Source organism: Priestia aryabhattai, from assembly GCF_023715685.1.
Lineage (GTDB): Bacteria > Bacillota > Bacilli > Bacillales > Bacillaceae_H > Priestia > Priestia aryabhattai_B.
Genome location: NZ_JAMBOQ010000003.1, coordinates 495,683 through 513,782, shown reverse-complemented (window position 1 = coordinate 513,782; position 18,100 = coordinate 495,683). Strand labels below are relative to the sequence as shown.

17 protein-coding genes and 2 riboswitches are annotated in these 18,100 nt (G+C 38.9%); of the genes, 5 read left to right on the top strand and 12 right to left on the bottom strand.

The window, feature by feature from the left end; translation table 11 throughout:
* Positions 1 to 21: 21 nt before the first annotated feature.
* Both M3225_RS15690 and M3225_RS15685 read right to left on the bottom strand, forming a co-directional pair.
* Entirely contained in the window at positions 22 to 1,716 is a 1,695-nt protein-coding gene (locus M3225_RS15690; RefSeq protein ID WP_251396107.1) for a M3 family oligoendopeptidase, read from the bottom strand.
* A 171-nt stretch (positions 1,717 to 1,887) separates the two neighbouring features.
* Entirely contained in the window at positions 1,888 to 2,358 is a 471-nt protein-coding gene (locus M3225_RS15685) for a MarR family winged helix-turn-helix transcriptional regulator (protein ID WP_013082231.1), read from the bottom strand.
* Between the two features lie 199 nt (positions 2,359 to 2,557).
* On the opposite strand from M3225_RS15685, the gene M3225_RS15680 reads away from it, so the two are divergent.
* Entirely contained in the window at positions 2,558 to 3,325 is a 768-nt protein-coding gene (locus tag M3225_RS15680) for a DUF4931 domain-containing protein (RefSeq protein ID WP_251395215.1), read from the top strand.
* 156 nt (positions 3,326 to 3,481) lie between these two features.
* A complete protein-coding gene (locus tag M3225_RS15675; protein WP_251395213.1) occupies positions 3,482 to 4,213 on the top strand; it encodes a ZIP family metal transporter in 732 nt (243 codons plus the stop codon).
* A gap of 64 nt (positions 4,214 to 4,277) precedes the next feature.
* On the opposite strand, the gene M3225_RS15670 is transcribed toward M3225_RS15675, so the two are convergent.
* From M3225_RS15670 to M3225_RS15625, 10 genes are all read right to left on the bottom strand, one after another.
* Entirely contained in the window at positions 4,278 to 4,517 is a 240-nt protein-coding gene (locus tag M3225_RS15670) for a Spo0E family sporulation regulatory protein-aspartic acid phosphatase (RefSeq protein WP_251395211.1), read from the bottom strand.
* 240 nt (positions 4,518 to 4,757) lie between these two features.
* Positions 4,758 to 6,098 carry a CoA-disulfide reductase gene (locus M3225_RS15665; RefSeq protein WP_251395209.1) on the bottom strand — a complete coding sequence of 447 codons (1,341 nt, stop codon included), beginning with the start codon at positions 6,096 to 6,098 and terminating at the stop codon, positions 4,758 to 4,760.
* Between the two features lie 85 nt (positions 6,099 to 6,183).
* Positions 6,184 to 7,218 carry an ABC transporter permease gene (locus tag M3225_RS15660; protein ID WP_251395207.1) on the bottom strand — a complete coding sequence of 345 codons (1,035 nt, stop codon included), beginning with the start codon at positions 7,216 to 7,218 and terminating at the stop codon, positions 6,184 to 6,186.
* Positions 7,215 to 8,720 (bottom strand): sugar ABC transporter ATP-binding protein, encoded by a 1,506-nt coding sequence (locus tag M3225_RS15655; protein ID WP_251395205.1) that lies wholly within the window; start codon positions 8,718 to 8,720, stop codon positions 7,215 to 7,217. The genes M3225_RS15660 and M3225_RS15655 overlap by 4 nt, the downstream gene beginning before the upstream one ends.
* 16 nt (positions 8,721 to 8,736) lie before the next feature.
* Positions 8,737 to 9,813 carry a sugar ABC transporter substrate-binding protein gene (locus M3225_RS15650; RefSeq protein ID WP_251395203.1) on the bottom strand — a complete coding sequence of 359 codons (1,077 nt, stop codon included), beginning with the start codon at positions 9,811 to 9,813 and terminating at the stop codon, positions 8,737 to 8,739.
* A 123-nt stretch (positions 9,814 to 9,936) separates the two neighbouring features.
* Positions 9,937 to 10,452: a 1,2-dihydroxy-3-keto-5-methylthiopentene dioxygenase gene (locus M3225_RS15645; protein ID WP_013055961.1), complete on the bottom strand. Its 516-nt coding sequence runs from the start codon at positions 10,450 to 10,452 to the stop codon at positions 9,937 to 9,939.
* A gap of 15 nt (positions 10,453 to 10,467) precedes the next feature.
* Positions 10,468 to 11,106 (bottom strand): methylthioribulose 1-phosphate dehydratase, encoded by a 639-nt coding sequence (locus tag M3225_RS15640; protein WP_251395201.1) that lies wholly within the window; start codon positions 11,104 to 11,106, stop codon positions 10,468 to 10,470.
* Positions 11,103 to 11,768: a 2-hydroxy-3-keto-5-methylthiopentenyl-1-phosphate phosphatase gene (locus tag M3225_RS15635; protein ID WP_251395199.1), complete on the bottom strand. Its 666-nt coding sequence runs from the start codon at positions 11,766 to 11,768 to the stop codon at positions 11,103 to 11,105. The genes M3225_RS15640 and M3225_RS15635 overlap by 4 nt, the downstream gene beginning before the upstream one ends.
* Positions 11,765 to 13,009 (bottom strand): 2,3-diketo-5-methylthiopentyl-1-phosphate enolase, encoded by a 1,245-nt coding sequence (gene mtnW / locus M3225_RS15630; RefSeq protein WP_251395197.1) that lies wholly within the window; start codon positions 13,007 to 13,009, stop codon positions 11,765 to 11,767. The genes M3225_RS15635 and mtnW overlap by 4 nt, the downstream gene beginning before the upstream one ends.
* Before the next feature lie 80 nt (positions 13,010 to 13,089).
* Positions 13,090 to 13,196, bottom strand: a riboswitch (SAM riboswitch).
* 129 nt (positions 13,197 to 13,325) lie between these two features.
* A complete protein-coding gene (locus M3225_RS15625) occupies positions 13,326 to 14,498 on the bottom strand; it encodes a pyridoxal phosphate-dependent aminotransferase (protein WP_251396105.1) in 1,173 nt (390 codons plus the stop codon).
* Between the two features lie 112 nt (positions 14,499 to 14,610).
* Between M3225_RS15625 and M3225_RS15620 the strand changes: the two genes are divergently transcribed.
* The 3 genes from M3225_RS15620 to mtnA all read left to right on the top strand — a co-directional run bounded on the left by M3225_RS15620 (position 14,611) and on the right by mtnA (position 18,037).
* Complete coding sequence (locus M3225_RS15620) at positions 14,611 to 15,393, top strand: carbon-nitrogen family hydrolase (RefSeq protein WP_251395195.1); 783 nt, start codon at positions 14,611 to 14,613, stop codon at positions 15,391 to 15,393.
* A gap of 91 nt (positions 15,394 to 15,484) precedes the next feature.
* Positions 15,485 to 15,635, top strand: a riboswitch (SAM riboswitch).
* Between the two features lie 135 nt (positions 15,636 to 15,770).
* Positions 15,771 to 16,943 carry an S-methyl-5-thioribose kinase gene (gene mtnK / locus M3225_RS15615; protein ID WP_251395193.1) on the top strand — a complete coding sequence of 391 codons (1,173 nt, stop codon included), beginning with the start codon at positions 15,771 to 15,773 and terminating at the stop codon, positions 16,941 to 16,943.
* A 35-nt stretch (positions 16,944 to 16,978) separates the two neighbouring features.
* Positions 16,979 to 18,037 carry an S-methyl-5-thioribose-1-phosphate isomerase gene (mtnA, locus tag M3225_RS15610; RefSeq protein WP_251395191.1) on the top strand — a complete coding sequence of 353 codons (1,059 nt, stop codon included), beginning with the start codon at positions 16,979 to 16,981 and terminating at the stop codon, positions 18,035 to 18,037.
* Positions 18,038 to 18,100 lie beyond the last annotated feature (63 nt).

Genomic DNA, 18,100 nt, shown 5'->3' with positions numbered 1-18,100 from the left:
AAGCCGCGTTTGCGGCTTTTTTTATAGCTTTTTATCATCAATACTATTTAAATAGTTTTCAATTTCATCTACTACAGACTGCACGCAGCCCTCTTCGAATGGAGAGATCAGATTCGCTTCCTCTACTAATTCTAAAAACGGCTTACTTCCGCCAAGCTTACACAAATGAACATAATCTTGCCATGCTTGTTCATGATTTTCTCGATCTTTTTTCCAAAATTGAAATGCACAAATTTGAGCGAGCGTATAATCAATATAATAAAATGGAGACGTGTAAATATGAAGCTGACGCTGCCAGAAGCCCCCGCTTTCTAGATAATGATGACCATCATAATTTTTAGAAGGCATATATTTCTTTTCGATTTCTCGCCACGTTTTTTTTCGTTCCGAAGGCGTCATCTCAGGGCGTTCATATACAGCATGTTGAAATTCATCTACTGCTACACCATAAGGCAAGAAAGTTAAGCCTGAGCTTAAATGAGAAAACTGGTATTTATCTTTGTCTTCTTTAAAGAACAACTCCATCCATGGCCATGTAAAATATTCCATGCTCATCGAATGAATTTCAGCTCCTTCATGCGTCGGCCAGTGATACTCATTGGTTTCCATATCTCGGCTGGAATACACTTGAAAAGCATGCCCTGCTTCATGCGTTAACACATCAATATCGCCTGATGTCCCATTAAAATTTGAAAAGATAAACGGCGCTTTGTATTCTTCAATAAACGTACAGTAGCCTCCGCCTGCTTTTCCCTTTTTAGCTACTAAATCCATCAAATTATTTTCAAGCATAAATGAAAAAAATTCGTCCGTCTCTTTGGAAAGCTCCTTATACATAACCCGTCCATTTTTAATAATCCACTTTTCATCACCTTTTGGTACTGCATTTCCTGTTTCAAACTGAAACGGTTCATCATAATAAGTTAAGCTCTCTACTTGAATTCTTTCCTGCTGACGCTTTTTTAATTTTTCAGTAAGGGGAACAATATACTCTTCCACTTGTTTGCGAAAAGCGGCAACCATTTCAGCATCATAGCCTATTCTAGACATACGAGCATATCCCACTTCCACGAAATTTTTATAGCCTAATTTTTTGGCAAGCTCGGTCCGTACTTTTACAAGTTTGTCGTAAATATGATCAAATTCCTCTTCATGATCGGTGAAAAATTGAAACTTCGCTTCTGCTGCTTTTTTTCTCATTTCTCGATCAGGCGACTCCATAAACGGATCGAGCTGAGCTAACGTTCTTTCTTCTCCTTCAAATACAATTTTAGCTGACGCCACTAGTTTCGTATATTGAGACGATAGCTTATTTTCTTCCTGCAGCTCTTTTACTATTTCCGGCGTGAACGTTTTTAACTGCATTTCAGCAAGAGAGAACAGCTGCTTGCCCCATTTTTCTTCTAGTTCCTGTTTAAAAGGCGAAGAGATTAACGCTTTGTAAAATTTCTCTACATATCCTTCTAAAAGCGGCTGTGTTTCATCAAAATAGTCTTGTTCTTCTTTATAAAATTCATTCGCTGTGTCTATAGAATGACGAATATAGCAGATGTTCCCCATTGTACTGTACTGGGAATACGCATCATTTGCTAGACGAATTGCCTCGTTTTGCTGACTGACTGACGTTGCTTCAGTAAAATGTTTTATCGCCTTTTCAAATTGCTTTTCAATTTCATTCATATCAGGTCGTGTATATGTATAATTTTCAAATTTCACCATTCGTTCCCCTTCCTCTATGGTCTATATTTAACCTAATTCGTTTTTATCTAGCTGTATTCCTGTTAATTTCAATTTTTTGTCACTTTTTATTTTTTATGTCGATTTATCATTAACAAAGTCATAGAAAAAACTCGTTTGTTCAACAGAAACAAACGAGCTTTTCCTTAATTAATTAGTCGATTCCGGTAAAAATTCATCTGCATAATGCCCTAATTTCTTAAGCATCGAAATAGCAACTTCCTTTTCTTCACTAGAGAGAACGGATAAAATATCATGAATTCTTTTTTCATGACTCGGAAACATGCTTTCAATCATTTCCTTGCCTTGCTTGGTGATAGCTGCATAGGTTACACGGCGATCGTTCGGACAAGCAACGCGCTCTAAGAAACCTTTTTTCTCAAGCTTGTCTACTACATACGTAATACTGCCGCTTGCCAATAGAATTTTTCCGCCAATTTGCTGAAGAGGCTGCTGACCTTTGTGGTACAATAACTCTAGGACAGCAAATTCGGTTGGATTCATTCCATGCTGTTGAATAAATTTATGCACATGATCATTAATTGAACGATTGGCACGAGATAGTACAATAAATAATTTAAGAGATTGGTCTAACTCTTCTCTAGTTACATCATTCGTCATTTTAATCAGTTCCTTTAGTATTATCTTGATATCAAGATAATACTAAAATTTCCCTTCAAAGTCAATCAAAGCAGGCTTATTTCGTCGGTTATTCTCTCCGCTTGTACAATTTTTTTGATAAAAAATGTATATAAGTGGATTTATACATATGCTTTTAATACAATAAACATATGACCATTACATAAAAAGGTGAATGATTATGAAACCAACCCATTTATTATTTAATTCCGCGATTGGTTCACAAAAGCCTGAAACAATCGTTAACCGGCAAAACCCCTGTCCATTTTGTGACGTTGAATCTCTCACAGGTATCATTGAAAAACAAGGACCTATCATTTGGCTAAAAAATAAATTTCCGGTTCTGCAAGATGCTTATCAAACGGTTATTATTGAGACCGATGAGTGTTCTTCAGAACTATCTATTTATCCAAAGGAACATCTGTACACCTTGCTGAGCTTTGCTACTGAACGATGGATATCTATGATGAACAGCGGTGAATATGCTTCTGTTCTTTTCTTTAAAAACCATGGCCCCATGTCTGGAGGATCGTTACGGCATCCTCATATGCAAATTATTGGTTTAAATGAGATGGATGTAAATGAAAACGTCAATCGAGAGCAGTTTGAAGGAGTTACAATTGCCCAAAATGAACACGTCACATTTAATTTATCTGTAAAACCTAGAATGGGCTTTTTTGAATTTAACGTGATAACGGATCAGCTTGACAAAGAGCTGCATGCGTTTGCAGATTATCTTCAAACGGCTGCTCACTATTTATTAAACCATTTTCATCGTAGCTGCACGAGCTACAACTTATTTTTTTATAATCTCAAAAACGGCAAAATTGCGGCGAAAATTATTCCTCGCTTTGCCACATCTCCTTTGTATGTAGGATATGGCATTCCTCAAGTTTCCAATAAGCTTGAGCAAATTGCTAATCAAGTTCAGGAGCTGTACTTTACCTAAAAAGTTGAACCTTCGTTGGTTCAACTTTTTTGTAAGGTCTTTTCATAAAGCTGTTCATTTTTAAAATAGTCATGCTCATAGAAAACAAAAAGACATACACTAAAAGAACGACGTAAATTGAGGATGAAAAGAAGAATACGTAAAAGGAGACGGTTTATGACTGAAGTACTAATTGGAAGCATTCTTTCTGCGTTATCGACTGGAGTAGGTGCTTTGCCTATTCTGTTTTTGAATCAAGAACTAACTCATCGCTGGAAAGATGTGCTTCTTGCGCTCACTGCAGGTATTATGACAGCTGCTTCTACTATGAGCTTGATTCCAGAATCTCTTCAAAGCGGCGGTTTTTTTTCCTTAGCAATTGGCTTACTGCTTGGAGTTGTAACATTAACACTTTTGGAGCAGAATATTCCTCACATTGATCTTGAGCATTCTAAAACCGGCATTCAATTTGATGAAAAAGCACTTTTAATTGTTTCCGCTATTACTTTGCACAACCTTCCTGAAGGCCTGTCTGTTGGTGTTAGCTACGCTTCAAATGTTGAAAATACAGGGAACTTGATCGCCCTTGCAATCGGTCTTCAAAATGCACCTGAAGGACTGTTGGTTGCGCTATTTTTAGCTCAGCAAAATATTAGTAAAATAAAAGCATTTTTAATTGCTACCCTTACAGGATCCGTTGAAATTGTAACGTCTTTACTCGGGTTTTATTTAACTAATTTTGTTGATTCTCTCGTTTCATATGGATTAGCTTTTGCTGCTGGAGCCATGCTTTTTATTATTTATAAAGAATTGATTCCGGAAAGTCACGGCGATGGAAACGAAAAATTTGCTACTTATTCGTTTATTTTTGGTATTCTGTTTATGATTTTTTTAATTAACATTTTTTAAAGCTGAAGAGAGGCCGCGGGCAGCGTAATTGTTTTACTGCCCGATCCCGAATGCTTGTCCTACATTAGAGCTTTGAAAAAGATAAAAAGCGGCTAATCAGTGTTGCAAACGATGTCTTATCTTCCTCTTCTTTTAAACGCTGCTTTTGATAAACGAGTAAGAGCTGATCAAGCTCTTGACTACAGGTAACGGTTTCTTCATTAGTCAAACCTTTTTCTTCTCCGAGCTGCACCATCTTTTGTCTTTTTTGGACGATTTCCACTAATAATCTTTCTGATTTCGTTCTATTTCTCACTCCAAACACAAAATCCTCTCCTATGACAAAGAAATTAGCTTATAACGCATTATTACAAATTCTACTAAATATGTAAATAGAGTCGCAATAATAGACATTTTTTTTGCAAAAAAATTATTTTGTCGGAATTTAAAAGCGCTTACATTACTATAGGAATACTATTTATCTTTTTTTAACAACTTGTTTTTCGACAAAAGATGCTGCTTGTCGAATAAAAAAGTCACCGTCTTTTAAAAGACGGTGACTTTTTTATTCGGCTTTTTGAGCAGCGATTTGTACAGCATCCCATACTGTAGCAAAAGGAGGGGCATACGAAAGATCTAACATTGTTACTTCATCTGTTGTGAGGTGACAAGTAATAGCTGTCGCAAATACATCGATTCGTTTTGCCACTCCTTCTTTACCAATCATTTGAACCCCCAGAATCTCTTTTGTTTCAGGATGGTAAACGAGTTTTGTGACGATCTTTTCAGCTCCTGGATAGTAAGAAGCATGACTCGGAGCCTCTGCTGTAATGGCTTTGTATAAAAGAGAATTTTCTCTTGCTTCTCTTTCTGAAATGCCGGTTTTTCCAATTTCATAGTCCATCACTTTGACAATACTTGTACCTACAACACCCGGAAATTCTCTATTTTCTCCCCCTAATCGGTAACCAAGAACCCTTCCTTGCTTATTGGCAATGGTTCCAAGAGCAATATGAACATCTTTTTTTAATACGCGGTGATAACTCGTTGCACAATCCCCTGCTGCATAGATATGAGGCACGTTGGTTTCTAATCTTTGGTTTACTAAAATTGCTCCATTTTCAATCATTCTTAGTCCGTTTCTCTCTAAGAATTGCGTATTCGGACGAACTCCTACATTTACAATAACTAAATCTGTTTGATACGTTTGACGGTTTGTTTGAACCTGAGTAACGAAACCATCTGAATTCAGCAATGCTTCCACTTCTTCTTCGAAATGAAATAAGATATCGTCATCTAGCTGCTTTTGTAAATGCTCTGCCATTTCTTGATCTAAAATAGACAGAATCTGCTTTCCCTGCTCGATGACCCGTACTTCTTTTCCCAAAGCCTTCATTGCCTCAGCTACTTCCATTCCGACGTACCCTCCGCCGATAATGGTGACTTTCTCTACGGAGTGAGCCTGTAGATATGTATAAATTCTTCCGCTGTCTTCTAATGATTTTAATGTGAATACATTTGGCATGTTATCTGTCATAAAATTGGGTTTAACGCCCGATGTTCCAGTTGCAATGATGAGTTCATCATATGTTATCTCTTTTTCAGTGTGTGTCTTTACATCTTGCGCTACTATGTATTTTTTTGTATGATTTACTTCTTTTACTTCGTGAAAAAGATGGACGGAGATATTTCGCTCTTCAAATTCTTGTTTCGTACGAGCAATCAAATCGTCCTTTTCTTTTACAACACCTGACAGATAGTAAGGCATGCCACATGCGCTGTAAGAGATATCTCCACCTTTTTCAAACACAAGGATTTCCACTTCTTCTTTTTCTTTCATCCGGCGAAGCTGTGAAGCTGCGCTCATTCCGGCGGCTACTCCTCCTATGATGACAACACGTTTCATCTATACTCCCTCTTTCTACATAAATAATGGACTATACTATTGTTTTTCCTTATTCTTCCCGATTTCAAACGAAAAAAACGGCTGTTTACACAGCCGTAGATGTTTGTTTCGAGCGGTAATACGTTAAAGCCAAGGCTCCTGCTAATACAGCTCCCTTAATAATATCTTGCATATAGTACGGGACATTTAGCATCGTTAATCCGTTTAATAGTACACCAATTAAAATAGAGCCAATCAACGTCCCGAATACATTCGGTTTCCCTGCTCCAAATACTGAAAAACCAATGTATGTAGCAGCTACGGCATCCATTAAAAATGGTGAGCCGGCGTTCACTTCTCCTACTCCAATACGGGCAGCCAGAACGACTCCTCCAATTCCAGCAAGCAAACCTGAAAACATATAGGCATACATACGGTAACGATTAACCGGTACACCCGAAAGTCTTGCAGCTTCTATGTTACCTCCTGTTACGTAGAAAAAACGCCCAAACTTTGTATAGGAAAAAACGATATGAACAAGCAGCACAGCCAGCAGCATAATGATAACAGGGACAGGAATACCTAGAAGGTGACCTTGCCCCAGTGCAAGGAAAGAAGGAATAAAAATTCCCGGAGCTCTTTCTCCGCTTGATAAAGGCATATTGGTATAAATAGCTGAGCCTTTTGTATACGTTAATAAAATCCCCTGTACGATGAACATCATAGAAAGAGTGGCTAAAATATCAGGAATCTTTACTTTCACTACTAAAAAAGCATTCACTAACCCGATGAGAAGCGATGCAATAATCGGAACAATGATAGCGACTGCAATTTCTTGTCTGTGTAAAACAAGCATGGAAGCTGATAAAATAGTGGCTAAACCAGCCGTAGACCCTACAGATAAATCAAGTCCGTTGACAGTTAACGATATGGTTACACCAAGCGCTATTAGGGTGACAATGGAAATAGAGCGCAGAATATCACTAATATTTTCGCCTGTCAAAAAGTTAGGTGTGGCAATGGAAAAAATGAACATAATGACAAAAATCATTAAGACTGTCCCATATTTATAAAAAAAGTCGAAAACGCTTATTTTTCTCTTTGGTTTCGCTACAGGTTCTGTTACATACTCCGCACTCATCCTTTTACTCCTCCTGCTGTATAATAAAATAATTTTTCACTAGTTGCTTCTTCTTTGGATAATTCTTTCACGATTTTTCCGTTGTACATGACATAAATTCGATCCGCTATCCCTAGCAGCTCCTCGAATTCACAGGTTGCATAAACAACTCCTTTTTGCTGTGACACAAGATTTGTAATTAAGTCGAATATCTCTCGCTTGGAGCCGACATCAACCCCTTTAGTTGGTTCATCGAATAACAGCACGCTAGAGTCCGTAACAAGCCATTTTCCGATTGCTACTTTCTGCTGATTTCCACCGCTTAACGTTCCAACTGACTGCGCCATAGAATGAGCCTTTACGCCAACTTGCCCAGTAGTTTTCTGCGCTTTTTCTTTGATCTTTCCTCGCTTTAGAAACGAATAATTTGTAAAGCGGGACAGACTTGGCAAAACTAAGTTATCTGCAATCGATTCATGGACAAAAATTCCTTCTTTTCTTCGTTCTTCAGGAACAAGAGAAAGACCTTGTGCAATATAATAATACGGCTGCTTATTCAACTTTAGTTTCTTGCCTTTTAACCGAACACTTCCGCTCACATATTGCTCTAACCCAAATAGACTTCGGCACAGCTCGGTTTTCCCTGCTCCCACAAGCCCAGCAATACCTACTACTTCTCCTTCTTTTACATGAAAAGAGATATTAGAAAGGCGCCCTGGAAGAGATAATGCTTCCACATGTAAAAGTTCGTTTCCAATTCCTACTGATTTTTTGAACCACTTTTTTACAGAAGACGTTCCTAACATGAGCGTAATCACATCTTCAATCGATGTATGTGAAGTTTCTTTTGTAGCTACATAGCGTCCGTCTTTTAAAACCGTTAAGCGATCGCAAATATCAACCACTTCTTGAAGACGATGTGAAATATAAATAATGCCTACTCCACTTTTCTTCAGCTCTCTCATCACAGAAAACAATTGTTTCGTCTCTTCCACACTAAGAGGTGCGGTTGGTTCATCCAAAATTAAATAGTCAACATTCTGTACAATTGCACGTGCAATAAGCACCTGCTGTTTTTCTGATAGAGTTAGATCAACGACATTTTTTCTAACGGATAGAGAAGAACCAAGTAAAGAAAGAGCTTCTTCCGCTTTTTTATAAATAGATTTCCAGTTTACAAATGTCTTACTTTTCTTAGAAGCCTGCACGTCTAACACAATGTTTTCAGCTACTGATAGCGAAGGAATCAGCGCTACATCGACTTCTTGGTGTACAATGACGATGCCGTGGCTCTTAGCTTCTTTAGGAGAAGAAATGGAGATTCCCCCTCCGTTTTTGTAGATCTTTCCTTCGTATTCGTCGTAAGCTCCGCACAATATTTTCATCAATGTACTTTTACCGGCACCATTGGCTCCCAATAAAGCATGGATTTCCCCTTTTTGAACAGTAAAATCAACTTTGTTCAGCGCTTGAAAAGAACCAAAGTTTTTTGTAATGTTCTTCATTGAAAGCTCGTTCGTCATATCTGTCCCTCCACTTCTATTCTTTTTTACCCCATTCTTCTACGTACTGACTAAGCTGATCCATATTAATCGTTTGATTAGGCAAATCTGTTTGTTTTACTAAAACCGGATCAAATGAATAATAACGAGGGATCTCTTGACCTGAAATCTTTTTAAGAAGCAGGTCAACTTGCTTTTCTCCTACTGAAGCTGGATTTACAGCAGCTGACGCTTTCCACGGGCTGTTTTTTGCCTGCATCATTTGCAGATCTTCATCAGATAAGTCTACTCCGTATACTTTAATCTCATCTCGTCCTGCTTCTTTAATCGCTCTTGTTACTCCTTTTGCAAATTCGTCCCAAGGTGCCCAAACGGCCGCAATGTCTCCTTTATTCGGATACTGCTTCAACACAGCAGCCATTTTATTTTGTGTGTCCAGTGAGGTGTTGTCCGTTGCACTTCCAAACGTAGCAATTTGTTTTACATCTGGATAGCGATTCATCATAATTTTATAAATGCTATCGCGCTTTTCCATCGGTGCAAAGCCTCCAACAAACGCATATACAATGTTTCCTTTTCCATTGATGTCCTGCATCATTTGTTTCAGACCCTGCAGCGCAAGCATATAATCGTCTTGATCGATGGTTGTAACACCGTCTACTTTTAATTCTACGTCTGTTGCAATAACTGGAATTCCTTTTGCAATCGCGCGCTTCACGCCAGGTTCAAGGGTTTCAGCCCGGCCGTGGTCAATCATAATACCGTCAACATTTTGGTTAATAGCCGTGTCTAAATAAGCAGCCATTTTAGATTGATCATTGTTTGAATCAGAAACGGATAGCTGTATTCCTGCTTTTTTAGCCGCTTTTGTCACACCTGTTATGTACTGAGCAGCGTGAGTGCCTGAAGTAAATTCAGAAATAAGAGCAATTTTTGTATCTTTCGTAATCTTTTTTCCTTCTTGCTGTACAGGCTTAGTAGAAGCTGCTTGTTGCGCTGGAGCTGCCTGTGCTTTCTCGTTTAGACTTGGCTGTTCTTTCGTGCAAGCAGCCAGCGCAAAGACTAGAAGCACGAGCAAAGTAAGTGGCCATAGCATTTTTTTACCCTTTTTCATGGTGTTCCTCCTATTAAACTTATTATTCACATAAAAATAGTTAGTTTTATAATAATCCAAAGAATACCCCGCTTTTAGATGTAAAAGCGGGGGTGATGATGACCTATGCTTTACAAGTAATCCTTATGCGTAAATAGGTACCCATCCTTCAGTTGTCACGAAAATTCGGACAGCGACTACTTTACGATCTTCCATTAGTGTAAAGTAATGAAGAATGTTTTCTGGTACTGAAATTAAATCACCCGGCTCTAATTCAACATCAAAAAATTCGCCGTCTTTTCCTTGAATAACAAAGATTCCATGACCGCTTACAATAAAGCGAACTTCGTCATCTGTATGAATATGCTTGCGCTGAAAGTTTTTTAACAATTCATCAATATTTGGTGTAGATTCCGATAATGAGATAACATCTTGAGCTTTATAACCGCGGCGTTCAGAAATATCTTTAATATCCTCACCAAAAGCGTTTAAAATTTCTGTTTTTTCTTCATCAGTTAAATCATATTTTTCACGAAGATTTTCTGGAAGTTTTGTAATATCCCAGTTTTCATAAATAACTTCATTGTTTGCTAGAAAAGCTGATACTTCCTCTTGAGTTTCAATTCTTTTATTGTTTACATGTAAGCGAATTTGCGCCATTGTTGTTTCCTCCTTTTATAAATGCAATTTTGGCTTAATGCCTTTAAGTGACAGTAATTTGACATGATAGCTAAATAGAAATTCATAGGCTTCTAGCGCTTTTTTTGTTTCAAATGCATTTTTCCCCCATACCGTAATTCCATGGTTACGAATCAAAATCGCGCCTTGATCGCCTTTTATATGGTGAGAAAACTCTTCTGCTAGTGTCGGAATATCTGCGTAATTCGGAATAATCGGAACAGTAATTTCCGCATCTTCTTCCCAAATACCTAGCGCCTTAATAATTTCTTGATCTTTGAACGAAATAACCCCTTCATCTCCGTACAATTCAGAGATTACGTTGTTGTCGATTGTATGTACATGAAGACTGCACCCAGCGCTCGTTAACTCGTAAATCTTAACGTGTAAAAGCGTTTCAGCAGAAGGCTTTAAATGCGTTTCTTCTGCAGGCTTTCCGTATTGATCAACTAATAAAAAATCTTCATTTGTACGTTTTCTTTTGTCTTTTCCACTTGCTGATACAAAGAAAGTTGTCGGATTTTGGTCCACTTTAATCGCTAAGTTTCCACTTGTACCGAAGAACCAATCGCGCTCTGCTAACTCATCTTTTATATCTGCAAGCTCATGCAATCTTTGCTGAGCCATGATACTCATGCTTTCACCTCTTCTGTTAATTCTTGTAAATGATGAATCACATCATAAAAAGTAGAAAAAGGGCGATACGGTAGAGATAGCTCTTCACACTTTTCAATTAAAAAGTCACGTGCAATGACCGTATCAGCTAATTTGGCAGCCTGCAAATCCGTAATCGAATCGCCAATGACAACCGTATGATCTCTTTCATCTGCAAGATGGCGAATAATAGTTGGCTTACAGCAGCCGCAGTCATTTGTACACTGTTTATCACATGTATGAGGCCACGTAATGGAAATATACTCACCAGAAAAATCAGATCCGTTACAGTAAAGCATTTCCTCTGCAACTCGATTTCCTAAAAGCGGTTTTACAAAAAAGTCAATTCCTCCGCTTACAATATAAAGCGGAATATGATGCTCTTTTGTATACGCAATAAAGTCATCAAATCCATCTCGAATAGCAGACGTCTCTAAAATATAAGAAATAATATCTTCTTTTAATTCCACGGGGAGCAAGGCAAACATCTGCCCTACTCCTTCTTGAATGGAGACGCGCTGTGCCAACACGTCGTCTTTAATACTCTCCCACTCCGGAGGAGCAAATTGTTTCATGATGGCAATAATGTTATCACTATTTGTGATCGTCCCATCAAAGTCACAAAAGATTTTTAACGATGTCATGCTTTCACCTCTACTGTTCCCCATAGTTGCAAAGCTTTTTGCAATTCTTTTGATTCCTCCGCTTTTTCAGCTAATGTTTGATCAGAGAGTACTGCATCTATCGCCGCTCGAAATGCTTTTCCTCCTCCAATTGCTCCGTCTGGGTGGCCGTGAACTCCGCCTCCTGCATTGATAATGCTGTCGATGCCAAAGTCTTTCATAAGCTGCGGTACCATTCCAGGATGAATTCCTGCTGAAGGAACGGGGAAAGACTGCTTGTATTTGTACACAGGACGCGTTAATTCGTAGGCAATGCCAGTCGTATCTTCAAGAGAAAGAGCTACGCTTCCATATGGTGATGGAAACAGTGAAAAATCTGCTCCGGCTAAACGCAATAGTTTTCCAAGCAATAATGAATTTGAAAAACCGTAAAACTCTGATGGCGTAAGCGCTCCGCTAACAGCTGGGTGAGCCATAATCGGCAAGTTAATTTCATCATCTTCTCGAAGTGCCTGCAGTACATCTAACCCGTAAGCAAATACGTTGAATAAAAGAGCATCGGCTCCTAGTTCAGCTGCTTTTCTCGCTTTTTCTTTTAATTCAAACGTTCGTCCCGTTAAATTAACAGCATACAGCGTGCGGTGTCCGGTTTTTTCGTATACCTCATTCAGTACTTTTTTCCCTTCTGTGACGCGTGCTTCAAAAGGTGTTCGTTCACTATCAAACAAAATCTCGTCGTCTTTAACCAAATCCACTCCACCAAGCGCTTGCTCACGCAGCTGAGTTGTTAAGTACGTCATGTCTCTTCCAATCACGCCTTTAAAAATACTCATCACAAGCGGACGGTCATAAACGCCTAGTTTCTCTCGTATACCTTCTATTCCAAAGCGCGGTCCTGGGAATTCAGCTAATAATTCGGCAGGGAAATCCAAGTCTAATAATTTCACTTTTCCATCAAGTGATAGTTTTCCGAAAACCGTAACTAAAATAGCCGGTAAATCTCTTGAAAAGTTGGCAGTTGGATAAGCAATTTTGACAATAGCCTGCTTAATTTCTCCACCTAAATATCCGTTTACACGCTCGCAATCTTGAAGCTCAGTTACTGACGCGACGCGCCCTTTATGTTTTTGAAGCTGCTGTTGATCTAAAAGCGGCAGATCTGTCCATGAACCGACGGTTAGTCCTAAGGCGATTCCTTCCGCTTTTTTATGAAAATTCCCTTTATTATCATGTAGTAAGTAGCTTGCAACGATTTCGCTCATTATGCTAAAAACTCCCTTGCTGTTTAATATCGTTAATAAAAAAAACCTCTTCTGTGATTAAGAAGAGGTTTTCGTTGCTCTTCTTATCTCTCAGCTGTTGCTGCAAGAATTAGCACCGTGCTTAACATGCGTTAAGTCGGTTGCCGGGCTTCATCGGGCTAGTCCCTCCACCTACTCTTAATAAGAAAGTTGCTATTTATTTAAATTGAATTTGTAGATTATATACTAAATAAAAATACCGCTAGGATTTATCGGTTATTAATCTCGTTAACTTCTTACATATTAAGCCAACTCAAAAAGGATTGTCAATGCGTTTTTAAAATAAATTTAATTTTTTTATTCGAGATACAGCTTCTCTCATGCGCTCTTCATCCGTCAGCAGTCCTACGCGCACATAGCCTTCACCATATGTTCCAAAGCCTACTCCAGGCGCCACTACAACGTGAGCTTTTTCAAGAAGTAAATCTGAAAACTGTTCAGAAGTATATCCTCCAGGAACTTTTAGCCATGCAAAAAAGGAGCCCGCTGGAGATGTAACATCCCAACCAATTTCTCGAAGCCCTTGGATAAAAATATTGCGTCTAGATTCATAGCGCTTAACTAAATCGTTCACGCATTGTTGAGATTCCAACAGAGCTGCGGCGGCTGCCTCTTGAACCGCCCCAAAGAGACTGACATACATATGATCTTGAAGAAGATTAATAGCTTCTACTACACTTTCATTTCCTACAGCAAATCCAACTCGCCATCCCGCCATGTTATACGTTTTAGAAAGAGTATAAATTTCAATTCCCGTCTCTTTTGCACCAGGAGTCTGTAAAAAGCTGATTGGCTTTTTACCATCAAATCCAATTGCTCCGTAGGCAAAGTCGTGTACCACACAAATATCGTGCTCGGCAGCAAACGCCACGGTGTCTTCAAAAAATTCTGCCGTTGCCACTGCACCAGTAGGATTATTCGGATAGTTTAAAAACATGAGCTTTGCCTGTTCTTTAGCACTTTCACTTATCTCCTCGTATACCGGTAGAAAATGATTTTCAGCCGTGAGCGGCATCACTTCCATGTTGGCTTTTGCAAGCTCTACTCCAGACCAGTAATCAGGATATCCCGGATCGGGGACCAGCACCGTATCTCCAGGGTTTAATAAGCACTGTGGAATTTCAACAAGTCCAGCTTTCCCGCCAAACAAAATAGCTACTTCTTTTTCAGGATCCACATCAACCCCGTATTCTCGCTTATAAAAAGTCGCAACGGCCTCTTTTAAAAAATGGTGTCCGCGAAATGGAGAATATTTATGATGCATAGGATTAGCACTTGCATTTTGAAGTGTTTCTACAATATGTGAAGGAGTAGGCTGATCAGGGTTGCCCTGCCCTAAGTTAATAACATCGTGCCCCTGGGCCATTACTTTTCCTACCTTGCCTACAAGTGATGCAAAAAATTGTTTTGGTAAACTTTTTAATAGTTCCGATTGCTCAAATTGTTTCATCATCGCACACCTTCTCAAAAAATTCTTGAAATTCTAGTCACAAATAATATATTGTAATACTCAACTTGTAAAGTCATTTTTTTCAACTACTACAAAAAGGATGGATGATAAAGTGAGTGTAAAAATTACGTGTTTGCAGCTTGATATTGCATTTGGAAACCCAACTAAAAACCGAAAATATATCGAACAAAAAATGACAGAAGCCCTGAAAGAAAACCCTGACATCCTTGTACTTCCTGAGCTATGGGATACAGCTTATGACTTGACGCGGCTAGACGAAATTGCAGATGATGAAGGACAGCAAGCCAAGCAATTAATCTCTCAGTTTGCTAAAACGAACGAAGTAAACATTGTTGCAGGTTCGATCGCGAAAAAAACAGAACAAGGCGTCACGAATACGATGTATATTTTTGACCGAAAAGGTCGTGAAGTATCACAATACAGTAAACTGCACTTATTTAAATTAATGGATGAGCACCTCTATCTAGAAGCAGGAACAGCAAAAAATCTTTTTACACTTGAACAGTCTTTGTGCGCAGGAGTTATTTGTTACGATATTCGTTTTCCAGAATGGATTCGGGTTCATACTAGCAGCGGAGCAGAAGTCTTATTTGTTGTCGCTCAGTGGCCGGCTCCAAGGCTTGCCCACTGGAAAGCGCTGCTCATTAGCCGTGCAATCGAAAATCAATGCTATGTAATCGCGTGTAATCGTGTAGGCCAAGACCCTAATAATATATTTGCCGGCCATTCTTTAGTTATCGATCCGTGGGGAGAAATAATCGCTGAAGCTGGCGATAGCGAAGAGCTTTTAAGTGCTGAGGTCAACCTGGAACTTGTAAAAGAAATTCGCAAACAAATTCCTGTCTTTACAGATCGCCGCACAGAATTTTATTAATTATGTATTGACAGCCGTTTTTTTGCATGATACGATTTTCACCAGATATCATAAAATATTCAAACAAATCAAAATTAAATAAGTAATCGTACTCTTATCAAGAGTTGGCTGAGGGATTTGGCCCTGTGAAGCCCAGCAACCGACCGTCATTCCATCATAAGGTGGATCACACCCGTAAAACATGTTTTACAAAGGCACGGTGCTAATTCCAACAGAAAGTAATTCTTTCTGGCAGATAAGAGGTTTGAACAATACAATCAAGCCTCTTTCCAACGAAAGAGGCTTTTATATTTTCTAAAATTATAAAAGCCTCCATATATTCTTAAACCTATTAACTTAGTAAACAAATCAGTTTAATAAACTATGGGGGGATTCCGATGTCAACGACAAAAACAGAGAAGTATCAGCCTTTAACAGAAATTTCAGCAATCAAACTTGTGAAAAAGCTAGGTCTTTTTGATGCCACAGAAGCACTAACTGCCCGTGAAATCGGTGACGGCAACTTAAATCTCGTCTTTCACATCATAAATGATCAAACGAATAAATCCATTATCGTCAAACAAGCACTTCCCTATGCAAAAGTTGTAGGCGAAAGCTGGCCTCTATCCTTAAACCGTGCCACAATTGAAAGCAATGCGCTCAAGCAATTCGGTGCATTTACGCCAGAACTTGTACCAGCTGTTTATTACCACGATGAAACGCTTGCTGTTACGGTCATGGAAGACCTATCTCATTTAACGATTTCTCGCGCCGGGCTTATTCAAGGTGAAAGTTATCCTCTGCTCTCACAGCATATCGGTTCTTTTCTAGGACATATTGCGTTCAAAACGTCTGATTTTTCCTTAAAGCCTCAGGATAAAAAAGAAGAAGTTGTCAAGTACAGCAACCCGGACTTATGCAATATTACGGAAGATTTAGTTTTTACAGATCCTTTTTTTGATATCGATACAAATGAATTTGAAAAAGCGCTGCGTCCTGATGTAGAAGAATTGTGGAATGATGAAGATGTAAAGTTACAAGCAGCAAAATTAAAATATAAATTTTTAACAAATGCACAAACGCTAATCCACGGTGATTTACATACAGGCAGCATCTTTGCTAGCAGTCAAGAAACGAAAGTGATTGATCCAGAGTTTGCTTTTTATGGTCCGTTTGGATTCGATTTAGGGCAATTTGTTGCGAATTTATTTTTAAATGCTCTTTCTCGAGAAACAAATCGCGAACCGTTATTTGCACACATTACTAACACATGGAACGTATACAAAGATACCTTTACTGTGCTTTGGCATTCTGAAAACACTGAACCTTTCGCTAAAGATGAGCGCTTATTACATGAAATTTTAATGCAAACGTGGCAAGATGCTGTTGGATATGCAGGATGTGAACTCATTCGACGTACGATTGGCTTAGCTCACGTGGCGGACTTAGATGGAATTTCTTCAGAGGAAAGAAAAGTTAACGCTAAACGTACTGCGTTAAAAATTGGACGCTATTTGCTTTTGCACCAACAAGACGTTTCACCAAATGAATTTGAAAATTTACTTCGATAACGAATAATGTACACAATGAAAGGATCGGTATCAGCATGACAAATACACTATCACTTCCGCGCTCAGTGGAATGGAATGAATCATATATTACTTTATTAGATCAGCAGCAGCTGCCTGGCAAAGTCGAGTATATTAAGCTGCAAACCATTAAAGACGTATGGGATGCTATCACTACCTTGAAAGTACGCGGAGCCCCTGCAATTGGCATTACGGCGGCTTTTGGTCTCGCTCTTTCTGCGCTTAGCTATGACACAGATTCAGTCAATGAATTTAACAAAAAGCTAGCTCGTGATCAACAGTATTTAGCCAGTTCACGCCCTACTGCCGTCAATTTATTTTGGGCACTAGAACGCGTAGCGAAAAGCGCTGAATCCGCTTCGTCCGTTAATGAAGCTAAAACAAAAGTTGTTCATGAAGCCATTCAAATTCAAGTAGAAGATGAAGAAACGTGCTACCGAATTGGAGATCATGCTCTTTCTTTATTTAAAAAGAAAGATAAAATCATGACAATATGTAATGCTGGTTCAATTGCTACAGCTTATTATGGAACAGCATTAGCACCTTTTCACTTGTCTAAGCAGCGCGATATTCCACTTGAAGTATTCGCCTGTGAAACAAGACCTGTTCTTCAAGGTTCTCGTTTAACAGCATGGGAACTTCAGCAGTCGGGAGTGGACGTTACGCTGATTACGGATAATATGGCCGCTCATACAATTAAAACAAAAGGGATTAATGGGATTATTGTAGGAGCTGACCGCATTGCAGCGAATGGCGATACGGCTAACAAAATTGGAACGTACGGACTTGCTCTTTTAGCGAAAGCATTCGGTATTCCATTTTACGTAGCAGCGCCGCAGTCTACATTTGATTTATCTATTCAAAACGGAAGCAGCATCCCTATTGAAGAACGTTCGCCTAAAGAAGTAACGCACATTGGAGATACGCAAATTGCTCCAGACGGAATCTCTGTGTACAATCCAGCTTTTGATGTGACGCCAAGCGAACTGATTACAGCCATTATTACAGAGCATGGAATTATCCATTCCCCGTCTTCTGAATCAATTCAAAAAGTTTTGCTGCAATCTGCTCAATAACAAAAAAGCCGCCTAGTAGCGGCTTTTTTTGTTGAGCATTGGTTTCCGGCTGCATTTGTAACA

Excerpts from the sequence above, each read along its gene's own strand:
- M3225_RS15685 (WP_013082231.1), bottom strand. The coding sequence starts at position 2,358 with ATGACGAATGATGTAACTAGAGAAGAGTTAGACCAATCTCTTAAATTA.
- M3225_RS15680 (WP_251395215.1), top strand. The coding sequence starts at position 2,558 with ATGAAACCAACCCATTTATTATTTAATTCCGCGATTGGTTCACAAAAG.
- M3225_RS15675 (WP_251395213.1), top strand. The coding sequence starts at position 3,482 with ATGACTGAAGTACTAATTGGAAGCATTCTTTCTGCGTTATCGACTGGA.
- M3225_RS15665 (WP_251395209.1), bottom strand. The coding sequence starts at position 6,098 with ATGAAACGTGTTGTCATCATAGGAGGAGTAGCCGCCGGAATGAGCGCA.
- M3225_RS15660 (WP_251395207.1), bottom strand. The coding sequence starts at position 7,218 with ATGAGTGCGGAGTATGTAACAGAACCTGTAGCGAAACCAAAGAGAAAA.
- M3225_RS15655 (WP_251395205.1), bottom strand. The coding sequence starts at position 8,720 with ATGACGAACGAGCTTTCAATGAAGAACATTACAAAAAACTTTGGTTCT.
- M3225_RS15650 (WP_251395203.1), bottom strand. The coding sequence starts at position 9,813 with ATGAAAAAGGGTAAAAAAATGCTATGGCCACTTACTTTGCTCGTGCTT.
- M3225_RS15645 (WP_013055961.1), bottom strand. The coding sequence starts at position 10,452 with ATGGCGCAAATTCGCTTACATGTAAACAATAAAAGAATTGAAACTCAA.
- M3225_RS15640 (WP_251395201.1), bottom strand. The coding sequence starts at position 11,106 with ATGAGTATCATGGCTCAGCAAAGATTGCATGAGCTTGCAGATATAAAA.
- M3225_RS15635 (WP_251395199.1), bottom strand. The coding sequence starts at position 11,768 with ATGACATCGTTAAAAATCTTTTGTGACTTTGATGGGACGATCACAAAT.
- mtnW (WP_251395197.1), bottom strand. The coding sequence starts at position 13,009 with ATGAGCGAAATCGTTGCAAGCTACTTACTACATGATAATAAAGGGAAT.
- M3225_RS15625 (WP_251396105.1), bottom strand. The coding sequence starts at position 14,498 with ATGAAACAATTTGAGCAATCGGAACTATTAAAAAGTTTACCAAAACAA.
- mtnK (WP_251395193.1), top strand. The coding sequence starts at position 15,771 with ATGTCAACGACAAAAACAGAGAAGTATCAGCCTTTAACAGAAATTTCA.
- mtnA (WP_251395191.1), top strand. The coding sequence starts at position 16,979 with ATGACAAATACACTATCACTTCCGCGCTCAGTGGAATGGAATGAATCA.